This window comes from Variovorax sp. GrIS 2.14 (assembly GCF_046115955.1).
Taxonomy (GTDB): Bacteria; Pseudomonadota; Gammaproteobacteria; order Burkholderiales; family Burkholderiaceae_C; genus Variovorax.
Genome location: NZ_JBJXIA010000025.1, coordinates 26,332 through 42,802 on the forward strand (window position 1 = coordinate 26,332; position 16,471 = coordinate 42,802).

Annotated in this window: 16 protein-coding genes and 3 pseudogenes; 7 read left to right on the forward strand and 12 right to left on the reverse strand. The window is 62.7% G+C overall.

From position 1 onward, the window contains the following. Positions 1 to 92 precede the first annotated feature (92 nt). From RCH10_RS24290 to RCH10_RS24320, 7 genes are all read left to right on the forward strand, one after another. On the forward strand, positions 93 to 389 hold the full coding sequence (locus RCH10_RS24290; protein ID WP_409054389.1) for a hypothetical protein: 297 nt from the start codon (positions 93 to 95) through the stop codon (positions 387 to 389). Further along, complete coding sequence (locus RCH10_RS24295) at positions 386 to 1,045, forward strand: SagB/ThcOx family dehydrogenase (protein ID WP_323501943.1); 660 nt, start codon at positions 386 to 388, stop codon at positions 1,043 to 1,045. Before RCH10_RS24290 ends, RCH10_RS24295 begins: the two co-directional genes overlap by 4 nt. Before the next feature lie 143 nt (positions 1,046 to 1,188). Beyond that, entirely contained in the window at positions 1,189 to 1,872 is a 684-nt protein-coding gene (locus RCH10_RS24300) for a PRC-barrel domain-containing protein (RefSeq protein WP_323499577.1), read from the forward strand. Positions 1,873 to 1,924: 52 nt separating this feature from the next. Then, positions 1,925 to 2,725, forward strand: a complete 801-nt coding sequence (locus RCH10_RS24305; protein WP_323499576.1) for a DUF1269 domain-containing protein — start codon at positions 1,925 to 1,927, stop codon at positions 2,723 to 2,725. A gap of 125 nt (positions 2,726 to 2,850) precedes the next feature. After that, a complete protein-coding gene (locus RCH10_RS24310; protein ID WP_323501944.1) occupies positions 2,851 to 3,606 on the forward strand; it encodes a VIT family protein in 756 nt (251 codons plus the stop codon). Positions 3,607 to 3,735: 129 nt separating this feature from the next. Continuing rightward, complete coding sequence (locus RCH10_RS24315) at positions 3,736 to 4,806, forward strand: transaldolase (RefSeq protein ID WP_323499574.1); 1,071 nt, start codon at positions 3,736 to 3,738, stop codon at positions 4,804 to 4,806. A gap of 38 nt (positions 4,807 to 4,844) precedes the next feature. Continuing rightward, positions 4,845 to 6,161, forward strand: coding sequence for an erythromycin esterase family protein (locus RCH10_RS24320; protein WP_409054390.1), 1,317 nt, complete (start codon positions 4,845 to 4,847; stop codon positions 6,159 to 6,161). Here the strand turns inward: RCH10_RS24320 and RCH10_RS24325 are convergent. From RCH10_RS24325 to RCH10_RS24380, 12 genes and pseudogenes are all read right to left on the reverse strand, one after another. Beyond that, positions 6,158 to 6,762, reverse strand: a pseudogene (locus RCH10_RS24325) (histidine phosphatase family protein). The gene RCH10_RS24320 and the pseudogene RCH10_RS24325 sit on opposite strands and share 4 nt — an antisense overlap. After that, positions 6,759 to 7,795 (reverse strand): annotated as a pseudogene (locus RCH10_RS24330) (class I fructose-bisphosphate aldolase). Before RCH10_RS24330 ends, RCH10_RS24325 begins: the two co-directional pseudogenes overlap by 4 nt. 84 nt (positions 7,796 to 7,879) lie before the next feature. After that, complete coding sequence (locus RCH10_RS24335; protein WP_323499571.1) at positions 7,880 to 8,062, reverse strand: transposase domain-containing protein; 183 nt, start codon at positions 8,060 to 8,062, stop codon at positions 7,880 to 7,882. A 33-nt stretch (positions 8,063 to 8,095) separates the two neighbouring features. After that, positions 8,096 to 9,484 carry an IS66 family transposase gene (gene tnpC / locus RCH10_RS24340; RefSeq protein ID WP_409054391.1) on the reverse strand — a complete coding sequence of 463 codons (1,389 nt, stop codon included), beginning with the start codon at positions 9,482 to 9,484 and terminating at the stop codon, positions 8,096 to 8,098. 76 nt (positions 9,485 to 9,560) lie between these two features. Continuing rightward, positions 9,561 to 9,899 (reverse strand): IS66 family insertion sequence element accessory protein TnpB, encoded by a 339-nt coding sequence (tnpB, locus tag RCH10_RS24345; RefSeq protein WP_323499569.1) that lies wholly within the window; start codon positions 9,897 to 9,899, stop codon positions 9,561 to 9,563. Continuing rightward, on the reverse strand, positions 9,896 to 10,324 hold the full coding sequence (gene tnpA, locus RCH10_RS24350) for an IS66-like element accessory protein TnpA (RefSeq protein WP_409054392.1): 429 nt from the start codon (positions 10,322 to 10,324) through the stop codon (positions 9,896 to 9,898). Before tnpA ends, tnpB begins: the two co-directional genes overlap by 4 nt. A gap of 79 nt (positions 10,325 to 10,403) precedes the next feature. Beyond that, a complete protein-coding gene (locus RCH10_RS24355; protein ID WP_323499567.1) occupies positions 10,404 to 10,595 on the reverse strand; it encodes a hypothetical protein in 192 nt (63 codons plus the stop codon). Between the two features lie 43 nt (positions 10,596 to 10,638). Continuing rightward, a pseudogene (locus tag RCH10_RS24360) lies at positions 10,639 to 10,977 on the reverse strand (IS3 family transposase); the annotation flags it as partial. Positions 10,978 to 11,032: 55 nt separating this feature from the next. After that, complete coding sequence (locus RCH10_RS24365) at positions 11,033 to 11,155, reverse strand: hypothetical protein (RefSeq protein WP_409054393.1); 123 nt, start codon at positions 11,153 to 11,155, stop codon at positions 11,033 to 11,035. Positions 11,156 to 11,199: 44 nt separating this feature from the next. Next, positions 11,200 to 13,263 (reverse strand): response regulator, encoded by a 2,064-nt coding sequence (locus tag RCH10_RS24370; RefSeq protein ID WP_409054394.1) that lies wholly within the window; start codon positions 13,261 to 13,263, stop codon positions 11,200 to 11,202. Then, the gene (locus tag RCH10_RS24375) at positions 13,260 to 13,706 is read right to left on the reverse strand and encodes a response regulator (protein ID WP_323499564.1); all 447 of its coding nucleotides are present in this window, start codon (positions 13,704 to 13,706) and stop codon (positions 13,260 to 13,262) included. The genes RCH10_RS24370 and RCH10_RS24375 overlap by 4 nt, the downstream gene beginning before the upstream one ends. Then, positions 13,703 to 16,144: an ATP-binding protein gene (locus RCH10_RS24380; protein WP_323499563.1), complete on the reverse strand. Its 2,442-nt coding sequence runs from the start codon at positions 16,142 to 16,144 to the stop codon at positions 13,703 to 13,705. The genes RCH10_RS24375 and RCH10_RS24380 overlap by 4 nt, the downstream gene beginning before the upstream one ends. Between the last annotated feature and the right edge of the window lie 327 nt (positions 16,145 to 16,471).

A 16,471-nucleotide genomic window follows, 5' to 3' on the forward strand; every position in this document is an offset into this window, starting at 1 on the left:
CCTTCGCGCCTTCTTCGTGCGAGCAATCAGTCATTAGCAAGGAAACCGAGAAAGGACGAAGACGGTAGAGTTATGCACAGCCGGCATCCACGATGCCGGCTTCCATCCCCGGGTCAAAGTTCAACCGGCAGGGTGGGTCAAAGTTCAACCGGCGCCGACACGTGTGGGCAAGCCCGGAGCTCGTCGCGCCCGTTGGCGAGGCGGTCGATGCGCTCGATGCGGGCGACCAGGTGTTCGCGTTGTTCCCGTCGATCCATGGTCACCTCCCCGATCGTGAGTTCGTCGTTGCCGACTACGACGGAGGGAGGAAGACGATTGTCCTCAAGGGCCCCACGGCGTACGAACGAGAGGTCCACGACATGGACAGGCTCGAAGCCCCGGTGTCATGAACACCCTGACCAAACTCGCGCTCGGGCTCATGGGTCAGCTGAAGCCGTTGCCTCCTGTCGGCGATGCCGCCACGCTACGATCCCTGCCGTCTCCTTCGCTCAGCGGCGGCATGCCTCTGATGTCGGCGCTGTCGAGTCGGCAGTCGCAACGTGACTTTGCGCCCGGGCCACTGCCCGAGCAGGCGCTGTCGGATCTGTTGTGGGCCGCAGGCGGCATCAACCGACATGAGCTCGGTGGCAGAACAACGCCGAGTGCGATGAACGCGCAGGAGGTTCTGATCTACGTGGCCATGCCACAAGGCATCTTTCTCTATGAGCCTGTGCCTCACGCGTTGTTGAAGATGGTTGCGAGTGATGTCCGGCGTGTCACCGGCAACCAGGACTTCGTGGACGCCGCGCCGCTCGACCTCGTCTTCGTCGCGGATCACACGCGCATGAAACACGTGCCTGCTGCGCAGCGCGAGGCCTATGCCTTCGCGACGGCCGGCGCGATGGCGCAGAACGTCTACCTCTACTGTGCGTCCGAAGGCCTGGCGACCGTGATCCGTGCCTGGTTCGATCGCGATGCGCTGTCGCGGGCGATGGGACTGGATGCCGATCATCAACTGCTGCTGTCGCAGACGGTGGGTCCGCGCAAGTCTGAACAACTTGCATGACTTTTCGCTTGGTTTCGCCGTGCGGAAGGCATTCGGCCGCGTGCGGTGTCGAACAGACGGACTGGCTGCAAGCTCCTACAACCCACCTGAGACGGTCCACTCCGCCGATCGCCCATTGGTACGAACAAACAAGGAACTGAATCATGAGAATGCACCCATCCGCCCTCACCGTGGCACTGACTTTCCTCGGCACGCTGTGCGTTGCCGCGCCTGCCTGGTCTCAGGTCGCCGGCGCGACCACCACGGTGGAAGCCACCGTCACCGAGTCGATCCAACTCGCCCAAGGATGGAGCGTCAAGAAGACGCTGATGGGCAAGACCATCTACAACGACGCCGGCCTCAAGGTCGGCAAGGTCGAGGACCTGATCATCTCGCCGGACAAGAACGTGTCCTTCGTCATCGTCGGTGCCGGCGGCTTCGTGGGTATCGGTCGGCATGACGTGGCGATCCCGGTCACGCAGATTCAGGACAAGGCGGGAAAGTTGGTGATGGCTGGCGCGACCCCCGACACGATCAAGGCGATGCCGGAGTTCTCGTACATCAAAGACTACGCGACGCGCGACCAGTTCGTCGCCGCGGCCGACAAGGACATCGCCAAAGGCAAGGCCAAGGTCGTCGACCTGGAGAAGAAGGCCGGCGCGGCCAGCGCCGATGCCAAGTCCCGAATCGACGGGCAGATCACCACACTCAAGGGCGACGTCAAGAGCGCCGAGGCCAAGTTGACCGAAATGAAGCAGGCGACTGCGGCGCGCTGGAAGGAATTCGAGGCGGACGCGAGTGCCGCCATGGCTCGGCTTCGCAAGTCGATCGAAACGGCCACCGGCTGACATCAAGCGCTCGTGCGGCGATCGGCGTGAATGAACCAGAACTGGAGTTGACATGAACAAGATGTTGGTATCGATCTTCGACAACGAAGCCGCGGCGGACGCTGGGCTTCAGGCCCTGCACAAGTTGCACGCCGACGGTGACATCACGCTGTACGCCACGGGCGTGCTGGTGAAGGACGCCAACGGCAAGGTGACCGTGAAGAAGTCCATGGACTCGGGGCCGGTCGGCACCGGCGTCGGTCTGGCGGTCGGGGGCTTGATCGGCCTGCTCGGTGGGCCGGTTCTCATGGCCGTCGGTGCGATGACCGGGGCCGTCGCCGGCGCGGTGCGTGACCTCTGGGTGGCCGGTGTCGGCCTCGACTTTGTCGAGGAGACGGAGAGGTTGCTGAAGCCTGGCAAGGTGGCGCTCTTGGCCGAAGTCGAAGAGGAATGGGTCATGCCGGTCGATGCGGCCCTGGAGGCAGCTGGCGGCCAGATCTTCCGGCACACCCGCACCGAAGTGGCCGAAGCGCAGTACGACCACGACATCGCGGCGCTCAAGTCGGAGATCAAGGATCTGGAAGCCGAAGCGTCGCATGCTAGCGGCGCGGCCCAGACGAAATTGGAGTCCAAGCTCACGACAGCGAAGGCCGGTCTCGACGCTGCCGTCCAACGAGCCAAGCAACGGGTCGAGACGCTGAAGCAGGAGGCCGATGCCAAGGCCGAATCGCTGAAGGCTCAGTTGGCCCAGGCCAAGGGCGACGTCAAGACCAAGATTGAAGACCGCGTGAAGCGGGTCAAGAGCGCGCACCACGTGCGCGGCGCCAAGCTGTCGCAGGCCTGGAGTTTGACCAAGGAAGCGCTGGCGGCCTGACGACCGCACACGAAGCGGCTTGGTACTCCAGCCCCGCGGCGATTGCGCCTACGTGGTGCGCATGGGCACGGTCATGCTCGAGTCGCAGGTCTCGACCGACCCCCTCACCGCATAGGACAACCGCCATGCCACGCGAGACCCCGTCAACCCACCACACCGCACCCCGACCGAGGGGGTCCATCGCGAAGTGGGGTCGTCACGCAGAGCATCACCACAGTGATCGCATCGGCTGGTTGCGGGCCGCCGTGCTCGGGGCCAACGACGGCATCGTGTCGACCGCCTGCTTGGTACTTGGCGTGGCCGCTGCAGGTGCCGAGCATCGGACCATTCTGCTGACCAGTGTCTCGGGGCTGATCGCCGGCGCCATGTCGATGGCCGCGGGTGAGTTCGTCTCCGTCCACTCGCAGGAGGACACAGAGAACGCCGACCTGAACCGGGAAAGGGCAGAACTGAAGAAGGACCCAGTGGGCGAACAACGGGAGCTTGCAGGAATCTACGTTGGCCGGGGCCTCGACCGGCCACTGGCCGACGAGGTGGCTGGCGAGCTGATGGCCCATGACGCACTGGGTGCGCATGCCCGCGACGAGCTGGGGTTCTCCGCCACGACCGCTGCGCGTCCGACACAGGCCGCATTGGCTTCGGCGGCCAGCTTCTCGGTCGGCGCGCTGTTGCCGATAGCCGTGGTGGTCACGGCCTCGCCGGCACACCTGATCCTCTGGATGTCCCTCGCATCGCTTGGCTTCCTGGCCGGGCTGGGTGCCGTCTCGGCGCAGGTCGGTGGGGCTCCGGTCTGGAACGGAACGTGGCGTGTCGCGTTCTGGGGCGCTGTCGCGATGGCCGTCACGGCTGGCGCCGGTGCGCTGTTCGGTGCGGTCGCTTGATCTGCCCGGGACGTGAAGTGCGGCAGCGCACAGACGAACGCCCGACGGCTGCCGGAAGCTCGACGTGCAGACCGCGCCATCTCGGCGAAAAGACAGCGCCTCGCGCAGCATGAGGTATCGACGAAAGCCATGAACGAACACATTCGTCAACTGCAAAGCCTGGGGCAGCGACTCTGGTTGGACAGCATCAGCCGACCCCTGTTGCAGAGCGGTTCCCTGGAGCGCTACGTCGCCGAGTTCTCCGTCACGGGGCTGACCTGCAGCCAGTCGATCTTCGAGCAGGGTTCGGGCACACATGCCTACGACGACAGCATTCGCGTGCTGCATGCCGCCGGCCTGGCGGGCGAAGAGTTGTTCTTCGAGCTGGCGCTGGAAGACCTCACGCAAGCAGCTGGCCTGCTGCGACCGGCCTTCGATGCGAGCGAAGGCGTCGATGGCTGGGTGTCGCTGAGTGTGTCGCCCCTGCTGGCAGACAACACCGCGCACACCATTCGAGCCGCATCGAAACTTCATGAACGGGCCGCATTGCCGAACCTGTTCATCCAGATACCGGGCACGCCCGAGGGCCTCCGCGCGGTAGAGGAACTCATCTTCGATGGCGTGCCGGTCAACGTCAGCTTGCTTTTCTCTTGTGAGCATTACCTGGCCGCGGCAGGCGCCTACATGCGCGGCATCGAACGGCGCCTGGCTGCGGGCCTGCATCTCAAGGTCACGTCGGTCGCATCGATGAACGTCAGCCCATGGGACGTGTCCGTGAGGGAGGAGATTTCACCGCCTTTTCACAACCGTCTGGGCATCGCCGTGGCGATGTTGACGTATCGCGCGCACTGCGAGTTGCTTGCATCCGACCGCTGGCAGCGACTCGCCGAGGCAGGCGCCAGGCCGCAGCGCCTGCTCTGGACCGGCACCTGCACCCAGGACCCGGCGGCGTCCGATACGCTCTATGTCGAAGCGTTGATCTCACCCGACAGCATCAACGCGCTTTCGGAAAAGACACTGCTGGCCTTTGCGGACCATGGTGCAGTCGGCGCGGCCATGCTCGCTGATGGGGGCTATGCCGAAGCGGTGCTCCAGGAGTTGAGGCGCGAGGGTGTGGACGACGATGCACTTGCGCAGCAACCACAGCGCGACGGAGTCAAGGCCTTTGCCATCTCTTGGCACGCCATGCACTCGTGCATCGGCGAGAAGTCTGCGCCATGAATCTGCAGGATACCAAGAACCACCTCGGAGACGCCGGTTTGCTGGAAGGCCTGCGCGCGCACATGCAACCGTTGAGCGTGGATGCTCGTCGGTACGACCGCCTGTTGGCGTTGATCGGCGGCGCACGCTTTGCCCTGCTGGGCGAAGCGTCCCACGGCACCCATGAGTTCTACCGCGAACGAGCAGAGATCACCAAGCGGCTGATCGTTGAGAAGCGCTTCACCGCTGTCGCCGTGGAGGCCGACTGGCCCGACGCGTGGCGAGTCAATCGCTACGTGCGCGGTCTGTCGGACGATTTTGACGCCGCCACAGCCCTGTCAGGCTTCCGGCGCTTTCCAGCCTGGATGTGGCGCAACACGGTCGTGCGGGAGTTTGTCGAATGGCTGCGCGACCACAACGCCACCCTCAGCCCCGGCAACCAGGTTGGCTTCTACGGGCTCGACCTCTACAGTCTGTTCAACTCCATGCAGGTGGTGCTCACCTACCTCGCCAAAGTCGACCCTGAAGCGGCGCAACGTGCCAAGGCTCGCTACGGCTGCTTCGACCATGCCGCAGAAGACGCTCAGGCCTACGGATACGCCGCTAGCTTCGGCCTCCAGGAAAGTTGTGAGGACGAGGTCGTGCAAGTCCTGCGCGATATGGCCCTTCGAGCTATCGCGGCGCCGTTGCCGCCGGGTCCGGACCGGGATGAAGCCTTCCATGCGCAGCAGAACGCGCGCCTTGTTCGCAACGCGGAAGAGTACTACCGAACCATGTTCAAGGCCCGTGTGTCCTCCTGGAACCTGCGAGACAGCCACATGGTCGAGACCTTGGTCGCGCTGGAAGCCCACTTGGCCGCAACCGGCACACCGCCGCGAATCGCGCTTTGGGCGCACAACTCTCATCTTGGCGATGCCTCCGCCACGGAGATGGCCGAACGCGGCGAATTTAATGTCGGGCAACTGGTACGCGACCGCTACGCGAGTGACGCGGTCCTGGTGGGCTTCAGCACTCACCACGGTTGGGTCACCGCTGCATCCAACTGGGACGAGCCCGCGCAGCGCAAGCGCGTGCGCGCTGGCTTGGCCCACAGCTGGGAAGACGTGTTTCACCGCACCGGCGTGCCAGAGTTTCTGTTGCCCCTGCGCGGTGACGAAGCGCTGCGCTCATTGGTGGCGTCGCGGCGACTTCAACGCGCCATCGGCGTGATCTACCGCCCGGAGACTGAGCGTCAGAGCCATTACTTCCACACGCTCCTGGATCAGCAGTTCGATGCAATCGTGCACATCGACGAAACGAGCAGCCTGGAGCCGCTGGAAGCGGGCGTGGCGTGGAGCAACCGCGAGGCGCCTCAGACCTATCCGACGGGCATTTAGGGTGGCGTCAGTCGGCCGTCGGCCCTGGGGTTCCACAGGGAGATGACGCGTCGTTCGGGGTGGTCGGTCTCGAAGCCAAAGATGCCGATCGACGCCGGATCAATCGCGAAAAGCTGTTCCTCGGTCACCGGCAGGCCGACCCATCGGGCGGCAAGCGCGCGTCCGAACTGGCCGTGTGAGAAGAGCGCGACCTTGCCGGTGAGGTCGCGCAGCCGGGTGATGAGTTGGTCTGCGCGGCCACTGGCGTCGGAAGGACTCTCTCCGCCCGGGCACCCGGCTTCCCAGACATCCCGTCCGGATGCAACTGGCGAATCTCGGCGGTGCGCAGCCCTTCGTAGTCGCCGTAGTCCCATTCGGCCAGGTTCGGCTCCGTCTGCGCACTCCCACCCAAACCTGCCAGTTCGCAGGTGGCCCCGGCGCGAAGCCGTGGGCTGGTCAACACCAGCGAAAAGACGATGCCCTTCAGCGTCGTTGCCGAGTGCCGCGCCAATTCCTGGCCATGCGATGTCAGCGGCGATTCGGTACGCCCGGTGTGTTGGCCCGAAGGCGACCACGCGGTTTCGCCATGGCGAATGAAGTAGATCTGAAGCGGCGCGGTCATGAACCTTCCATCGCTGCGCTGTACTCGCCCTTCAAGGCTGCGCAGTTGCACTGGGCGCGATGCACCAGCGCGAGTTGCGCTGCGACCCGGTTCGCCTCCTTACCGGCCCAGATCTCCAGGGCGGAGTGCTGGATCGCCCGCGCGAATGAGAACGACAGCCGCCAGGGGAGGGCCCGATCGATGAACGCAGCGCTGGATGAAGTGCCCGGCACTGGTCTGCCATGGCCGTCGTGCATGGCGTTTAGCCTGCTGCTGGCCAATGCACCAGACTGGCCGCCCGAACCGTGCGCAGCAGACACTGCACCGTCGAATCGACCACCTCGGCCGCCGTGTTCTGCGTTGTGCAGGCCAGACCGGCGATCACCATGTTGGGCTTCAGGATCATTGCTTCCAGCACAGCGCCTTGCAGCGTGAGTTGTCTGAAGACGCTGCGCAGGACGGCCTCGGTGACGTCCTGGCAACGATCCGATGTGTGGGTTCCCGACATCAGGACTTCGGGCTCGATGATCGGCACGAGGCCCGCCTGCTGGCACAAGGCTGCGTAACGGGCCAATGCATGGGCGTTGCTTTCGATGCAGGCCGCGGTGGGCAGGTGCGTGTTGTTGACGGCGATCACGGCCCGCCACTTCGCAAATCGGGCACCCATCGTGAAGTAGGCCTGGAGGCGCTCGCGCAAACCGTCCAGCCCCTCGGTCACCTTCTCCCCCGGATGCGCAGCGAACGCCTTGGCGCCGGTGTCTACCTTGATGCCGACAAGCAGCTCGGCGTCCAGTGCGACCTGAACGAGCGGCGTGCCATCGGCCGCCCGCTGCCGGATGGTCTCGTCGTACAGGATCACGCCGCTGATGCAGGCGCCCAGTCCCGGCGCGGTCAGCAGCAACTCGCGGTAGACGCGTCGCATCTCGACCGTTTGTGGAATGCCAACGTTTGCGAAGCGTTGGTTGCAGGTGCCGTTGCTCTCGTCCATCGCCAACAGGCCCTTGTCTCCAGCGACCATGGCCCGCGCCGTCGCGATCAGCGAATGCGCGCTCATCCCTGCACGCCGGCATCCGAACCGTAAGCGGCCAGCCGTCCCACCTTGACGGCAATTAGCGAAGCCCGTTAAGCGATGTGTTGATCAGTTTGCGGGCTGCCAGAGGTGCGGAAGCAACTCGTCTGTGCGGCTGTTCAGATGTGTCGGCAGTCGCGTGAGCACGTCCTTCAGGTAGGCCCACGGATCGTGGCCATGCAACTTGGCCGACTGCACCAGGCTCACCACGACCGCAGCCCGTTGACCCGCCAGTTCGCTGCCGGCGAACAACCAGGCTCGCCTTCCGAGAGCCCACGGACGGATCTAGTTCTCGCAATGGTTGTTGTCCACGTTGACGTCGCCATCCAGCAGGTTCTGCGTGAGCGCTGTCCAGGCGTTCAGGCTGTAGTTCAGCGCCTTGGCCGTCGAACTGCCGTCAGGCACACGGCTTCGCTCAAGACGCAGCCAGGCATGCAGCTTTTCCCACAGCGGCCGGGCGTCCGTTTGCCTTCTGGCCAGTCGCTCTTCGGTCGTCAAGGCGGCCAGCTCACGCTCGAGCCGGTAGATCTGCGCGATGCGTCGCAACGCCTCATCGGCGACCGCGTTCCTGCCCCCGTCGCGCAGCAGCTCGTCGAACTTGCGTCTGGCGTGCGCAAGACATCCGGCAGGAATGCGTCCGGACTGGGCGGCCATCACCTTGTCATAGACGGCGTATTCATCGCGCACCAATGTGCGGCGCCACGCCGTTGCGCCGTGCCCGTCATCATTCGGGCCGAGGAAGGCCACGGGGTACTGCGCACCCCGCCCGACGCAGAAGTCATAGATCACACCGCGCACCGGATCGAAGGCGCCGCGTGCGTAGGCCCAGATATAGGCCCGTTTGGTCTTGCCCCGCCCCGGATCGAGCATGGCCACCGGCGTCTCGTCGGCATGCAGCACCTGCGCCGACAGCACGAAGCGTTTGTGCGCGTCGTACAGCGGTATGAGGGCTGCGCCGCCTTGCCCGGACCAACTCGCCAGCGTGGAGCGCGGCGTGTGCACGTTCGAGCGTGCGTTGATGGACTCCATCCGGTAGTACGGCAGATGGTCCACGAAGTGGCTGACCATCGTGTGCGCGATCAAGCCGGCCGCCGGCATGCCGCCGTCGATGATCTGCGGCGCAACGGCCTCTTGCACCAGGCACTCGCAGCAGCGGCATGCCCACTTGCCGTAGATGTGGCGGTGCACGAAGAACTCTGCCGGCACGATGTCCAGCTTCTCGCTGATGTCCTCGCCCACACGCACCATCGGCTTGCCGCACATCGGGCTCGGGCAGCTCGTGTTCTTCGGTTCATGATGGTGTTCAACCCGGCGAAGATGATCAGGCAGTAGTCGACGACGTGGCTTGCGCTTGGTGTTCGCGTCGTCCTTGGACGGCGTCGGTGCTTCGCCCCTGGCTTGCTCCAGTTGCGCCTGCAAACTGGCTTCATCCTCGGCCAGCGTCTCCTCGAAGCGACGGCGCTGCTCGGCGCTCATCGCCTCGGTCTTGGCGCCGAACTTCCATGCCTTCAGCCGTGCGAGCTGGAACGTGATCTTCTCGATCTTGGCGTCCTTGAACCTGATCTCGTTGTCCTGCTGGCGCAGGCGTTGAAGCATCTGCTGCGCGAGTGCGGCGATGGCCTCGGGCGCCAGACCTTGCAGGTCTTCGTCCTTCAGATCGTGCAACGCTTGCATGTATCAATCATGCCGATTCCAGCGGCCTATCGCCACTGGGGGATGCGCTGTCAAAGCACCCGCCGCGGGCTCAGCGTCAGAGCCGGGTGATCGTGCTCATCTCGGGCAGGCGCTGCCAGGGCAGCCCGACCACGAGCGCATCGAACTGCGCTTGCGTCAGTGCGATCGGCCTGACCACATCAATCTCGCGTAGCCACACGAAGTGACCGACGTTCAACCGTCTTGCAGCGCACCAGACCCCGAAGCCGTCGTGCACGATCATCTTGATGCGTGTGGCCCGTGCATTGGCAAACAGGTAGCCGTGATGCGCGTTCGCGCTGCCCAGAGCATGGACCACATGCGCGAGCAGGCGCTCGGCGCCAGCGCGCATGTCCACGGGCTTCGTGCACAGCCACAGCGCATCGATGCGGATCATCGCAACACCTCGCGCAGCCACGCTGCGCAGTCCGCTGCTGCCGAGACCGGCCAGGTCACGCTCACACCGAGCACGCCGCGTTTGAACTCGAGGTGGATGGCCTCGGCAGCGACAGCGACACAAGCAACTGCTGGCGCCGGCGCCGAGGGCGGTGCTGAAGGTGGCAGTGCCGGCGGGGGCAAGGACAGTGCGATGAACTGGGGCGCCGACTCGGCAACCGTCGTTGACGTTGACGTTGACGTTGACGTTAACGTTGAGACCGGACTCGCCCCGCGTCCGCGACGCCATTGGTGCACCAGGTTGTCGTTCAACTTGTAGGACAGTGCAACTGCCGCAACTGATGCCCTTGGCTCTCTGCAGGCAGCAAGGACCTGCGCCTTGAACTCTGCGCTGTGACGGCGCCGTTGCTTCGGATTGACGTCCATTGATGATGTCCAGCCAACTTTAGATGGACACCACGGTCTATGTCTCAACGACCGAACTCAAGGTGGGTTAACTGGACGCTTACTCCGAACCGGCATCGATGTCATCAAGCGCCTGACGCAGTGCCCTGGGAATCAGTTGCCTCGACAGGGTTTCATCGACCTCGGGTACGTCCCGTTCAAAGATCGACCGGTACTTCTCGACCAGGCCTTGCAGGTTGGCGGTGAGTTGCGCGCGGTGCGCGCCCATTTCGAGTTCTTCGATCTGCGCCATTCAGGTCTGCCTTTGCGATGGGTCGTAGCCGAGGCGCACTGACGGCTCTGCCGACAACGTGCTGCCGGGAGTCGGGTTGGAACTCACCAATCCAGGCACGCAGCGAATCTCGGCCCGGATAGCCCAACGCCTTGATTGTGGAAGCGATGCAGCGCCCGTGCTCGGCGTAGTGCTCGACAGCCTTCTGCTTCTGATTTTTGGAATACTTCGGGTTTGAGCGCACGTAGCCAGACGACAGGCCGAGACGCCCCTCGTACTCCTCATACCAGCTTTTCAATGAGTTCTTCGTCGGGTAGCCCAACTGGTGGATCGTCGCGCCGGTGCGCTTGCCCAGCTTGACGTAGAGCTCGACGACCCGTACGCGATCTTCGTATGAATACATGAACTACCTCCAAAGGTAGTCCAAGAAATCCGCCGCACCCCCGGTGGGTCAAAGTTCAACCGGCGCCGACAGTGCTACCAGCATTATTGACGGCATCGGCATCGGCATCGGCATCGGCATCGGCATTGCCCGTACCCGTAGCCTTGGGCGTGGCATCCAGACTGCCGCTGATAGCCATATTTCCCCGCGTTAGGGCCGATTCAATCGTGCAGCACCGGAGGCTTAACCTCGCTCTCGACTAGCGGCCAATTTGATCAATTTTTCAAGCTCTGCATAGTCGGTGGGCTTGGTCAGGTGGTGGTCGAACCCGGCGTCGCGGGAGTTCTGCCGGTCGCTTTCGTGTCCGTAGCCGGTCACCGCGATCAGTATGGCCTGGCCGAATTCGGCGTCCTTACGCAGGCGCTTGGCGACTTCATAGCCGTTGAGTCCGGGCAAGCCAATGTCGAGTATCACCACGTCGGGTCGCCAGGCGCGGGCCGCTACCAGCGCGGACGGCCCGTCGAAGGCCAGTTCAACCTCGTGATCAGACATTTGCAGAAGAGCCATCATGCTTTGGGCGCCATCGATGTTGTCATCGACCACCAATATGCGTAGGGCTTTGGAGCTGTGCGCTGCCGGGTCAGCTGTGGACGGCGTCGTGTCCGCCATCGTGGACTTTGGCGGGGACGCCGTCTGCATGGCCGGCAGGCGCACCACAAACTCGCTGCCCTGCCCAACGGTGCTGCGGGCGCTGACGCTGCCGCCGTGCAGATCGACCAGCCGCTGCACCAGGCACAGGCCAATGCCCAGGCCGCCCTGTGAACGGTCCAGCGAGCGTTCGGCCTGTATAAAGAGTTCAAAAATGCGGGGCAGCAGCTCGGGAGCAATGCCAATCCCGTTGTCGGCGATGCGGAGGACAGCAAAGTCACCTACTTGCTGCACATCAAGGCTAATTTGGCCGCCCTGGTCTGTGTACTTGGCGGCATTCGTGAGGAGGTTGACCACAACTTGCTCCAGACGCACGGCATCGGCATACAGCCAGATCGGCTGGCTGGGTACGGTGACTGCCAGCGCGTGCCTACAATGGGAAATCAGCGGCTGCGTCGTTTGCAGTGCACGGGCAACGATGCTGCCCAGCGCCACCTGCTCCCGCCTAAGGTGGACGCGGCCGGTCGTGAAGCGAGAGATCTCCAGCAGCTCGTCAATCAAGTGGTTGAGCTGGCCTGCCTGACGCTCAATGATGGCGTGCGCCTGCTGCTGCACCGGGTCTTGGTCACTCCTGCGCCGCAACAGCTGCACCGCGTTGCACAGCGATGCCAGAGGGTTACGCAGCTCGTGGCTCAGCATCGCGAGAAACTCGTCCTTGCGGCGGTCCAGCTCGGCAAGGGCCTGGGTTTGCTCTGCCAGCTGGCGCTCGGCGTGCTTGCGCTCGGTAATGTCCCTGAACGAGACCGCAATTTTCCGGCTGTTTGCTACGCCCATGCAAAAAACATGAACATCCAGCACCCGGTCTTGAGCGCTCAGGTAGCGCTCCTGCCTGAAGGGTGTGCCGGTGGTGCGTACCTGCTCATAGTAGGCGAGCCACTCGGCGGGCTCGTCAGGCTTGGTTTGGCTAATGGTTTGCCCCAGCACGCCGAGCATCAAAGACTGGGCGGAGAAGGCGGGATTGAGCGCGATGTAGCGAAAATCTAGCGGTTCGCCAGCCGCGACTTGAACGTTTTCGAGCAAGCACAGGCAGTCCGACATGGAGTTAAACAGAGTTCGGTAGCGTTCTTCCGAGTCACCCAGTTTTGCCTCTGTTGCCTGGCGCTGGGTTTGAAGCTCGAAACGTGCCATCGAGTTTTCAACAGCCCTGGTCAGGCTTTCTGATGTGGTCCAGCTTTTGCTAATGAAGTCTTGCGCGCCAGCCTGAATGAGCTTGTATCCGTCAAAGCTCTCGATTCCGTTCCAGCCAGTGATGACAATTACCGGGCAGGGCGGCAAATCCGTCCCGCCACACAAAATGGCCAGCACTTCCAGCGCGTTCATGTCCGGCAGGTTGAAGTCGAGAAGGATGCAGTCAAACGGGCGGGCGTAGGGCGCCGCACAAACATGCGCCGACCTTGCGGACCCGGCGTGGCCGCTGCACTCGCAAGTGGCACAGGACAACTTTTCTTGCTGCTGCGCTACCTGCCGAAGAGCTGCGTCGCCCATCCCGACTTCGGTGAATTCATAGTGGCGGGCAGACCCGCACAACAGCATCTGCCGTAAATGTGCCAAATCATCTGGACTGTCGTCAACAAGTAGCATTCGACGAACGTTGCTCATGGCGTTCTCAGGTTTCTCTCGCTAGGCAGTACGGTACTGGTCATCCAGTAACTAAAAATCGTCTGCAACATGGCTCGGTGCGCAGCGTGGTTGACCGGCTTGATGTGATACGCGCGTGCCCCCTTGCGATAGCAATAATCGACGTCCTTTGGATTGGATGATGTGCTCAGCACAACGACTGGAACGGCATGAAGCTCGTCGTCCATATGCATCTCGCTCAGGGCGTCGCGGCCATCGGTGCTGGGTGTGTTCAGGTCCATCAGTACGAACGCTGGCAATGCACCGTGGCTAGCGCATATTTCGCGCAGCAGGCGCAGGCAGTCGCTGCCCGAAACAGCGCGGAGGATCTGGTTGTAAACGCCTGCTCGCTCGATCGCCTCAACCGCTGTTTCGAAGTCCCCGTCGTTGTCTTCCATCACGATCACAGGCTGGGTGCGGCTCATGATAGGTTGGGCCAAACTGCCGCAGGGAGATCATTGCCGGTTGATCGAAGTGGGTCGGCCCGGTTACTGGGTGTGGCGCACGGAAGCGTGAAGTAAAAAGTGCTGCCTTCCCCGAGTGTGGATTCCAGCCATACCGTGCCTCCGTGCCGCTTGACCACTTTTTTCACCACTGTCAGGCCTGCGCCCACGCCGCCGCCAAAGTCTTGCTGTCCGTGAAGCCGCTTAAACATACGAAAAATCTGCTCGAAATGGCGTTCTTCGATGCCGATACCGTCGTCTCGCAAGAAGTAAACCGTCTCTGCGTGCGCTTCTGGCGGCATTTTGGCCAGTCGACCCGACTCATCCGGGCGTATGAAGCCGATTTCAATATGCGGCTTGGCGTTACGGTTGTATTTGAGGGCGTTGCTGATCAGGTTGGTGAATATCTCGCGCACCCGCACCATGTCGCACAGTGCAGTGGGCAGTGGCCGCGTAAAACCGACGGTGCAGAGGTGGTCGTTGGCGCGCACGCCCACCATTTCAAGGGCGTCGGCCACGACCTTGTTGAGATCCACCTGCTCAAACTCCAGGTTGGTTCTGCCCACGCGGGAAAAATGCATCAGCGAGTCGAGCAGGCTGTCCATGCGAAGCACCAGGCGCATCAGGGCGTCCATGCGATTGCGGTTGTCACTGGAGATGGGCTGCGTGCTCTCTAGCATCTGGTGCGCATAGCGGTGGATGCCTCTTAGGGGCTCCTTCAGATCATGCGATGCCACGTAGGCAAACGAGTCTAGCTCCTCGTTGCTGCTGGTGAGGTCAATGTTGAGAGCTTCCAAGCCCAGATTGGCTGACACCGCAAGGTCCATCACCAGCAGGCGCAAGCGCAGGGCCGAATCAACTTCCATGCTGCTCCAGGGCAGCGACCGCTCGTGTATGGACTCTATGAACAGTTCGAACGAGCGGCGCGGCGTCAGACGCATTCCGTGCGGGCCTGGTACTAGTGGCTTGTCGTTAGGGTTGCCAGCCCATTTGACGGTTTGCCTGATCTCTGGCCTGAACCACATGATGAGGTCCTGACGGACTCGGGAAACCTGCACGGCGATCAAGCCGCTGGCAACCGGCGCAATGGCCGCGCCGTCCGGGTACAGCGAAGGCAGGCGGTCGGTTTCAAACACCGGGCGTGTGTGCGAGCCCATCTCGGGTCTGAGGTTTACCCACTCTGCCAGCGCACTGAGCTGCGCTTCGTCGGGCGTCTTGCCAGCGAGCCACCAGCGGTCCATGTGGTACAGCGCCGCACCCTCGGCGTCCATTGCATCGAGCAGCGAGGGCTGGCGGTCGGACAAGGCCAGCAAATCGCCTTCTTTTGCGGCCTTGGAAACCAGCTGCTGGTGAACAGTCTCAACCTTCAACTGATAGGCCAGCTGCTCAATGTGGTCGGTAGACTTGAGTTGCAGGGAGGCAACCTGGGCCAGTACCTCGCAGGCGGCGCGCAACTGGTGCGGAAAAACAGTCGACGTTTTGTGGTGGCAGGCAATCAGGCCCCACAGAACGCCCTCAATCAAGATCGGCATGGTCAGCGACGCGCCAACACCTAAGTTGGCGAGGTATTCGGTGTACATGATCGATGCGCCCCGCAGCGCACAATGTGTCATGGTCAGCGGCTGGCCGGTATCAGGGTTGGCAAGCGGCACCATCTCGACCACAGGGCCGGCCGCATGGGGCACCGGCCTGATCCAGATGCGTTTGTAGATATCACGCGCCGGCTGGGGAATGTCGGCTTCTGGGTAATGCAGGCCAAGCCATGGGTCCAGGCCGTCTTGCATGCTTTCCGCAACGACCTCGCCGTGGTTGTCGGCATGAAACCGGTACACCATTACCCGGTCCAGCCCGGTTATGGCGCGCACTTCAGTAGCGATCTGCTGGCAAAAAGGCAGCAGGCCGGTGCTGCGTTGCATACGGCGAACCGCTGCCCTGACCAGGGTGAAGAAATCGCCTTGGGGGTGGATTGCAGGGCTTTCGCTACGTCCGGTGGCTTCAAACTCCAGATACAAGACGTCGGCCATGGTGTGTACACAAACATCAAGCGCTGAAGCGTTGCTGCTTGCCGCCACCGAGAAGGCGTACAGGGGGTTTGCCTCCAGGCCTTCGTCGATCAACATGCGCTGCAGGGTCTGCAGATGTCCTGGCGCTAACAATGTTGTCAATGGCTGGCTGAGCAGTTCTCCAGGGGCCAGGCCGAGAAATTGCGCGGAGTTTTCGCTCACCTGAAGAATGCACAGATCTGCAAGTCTGCACGTGATGAGCGCTCCGTGCGATTGTATGCACCCAGGCGACTGCACCGGTTCGCTGTCGCAGTTGGTTAGGCTTGTTCCAAAACGCTTGGTGCTGTAGGGGCCATGGCCCCAGGGGAGCGGGTCACTGCTTGAGTTTTCGGGATTTTGTGGCGAGGTAGTGTTCATGTTCAGGCTGCTCGGGTCCCTAAGATGGCTGGTCAAGCCAAAGATGCTGTTAGCGGATGATTCTTCGCGGTCAAAACGCTGGATTTACGCCTATTCGTTTTTTCTTCCTCATCTCTATCTGGGGCCCGCTCAGGACGTCTGGCGACCTGCTCGGCCGTTCGTCAGATAAGACCTCGCGGCAATGTAGGCTTAGTCGTTGCACCAATGCGTGGGACAAGCGCGCGAAGAACTAGCCCCGGAAATCTGAACAGCTCGATAAGTGTGGAAACTGCTCCTGAAGGCGAGGATCTCGCCTGTGAAGATTGGAGCAAAGATGAGCAGAAGACC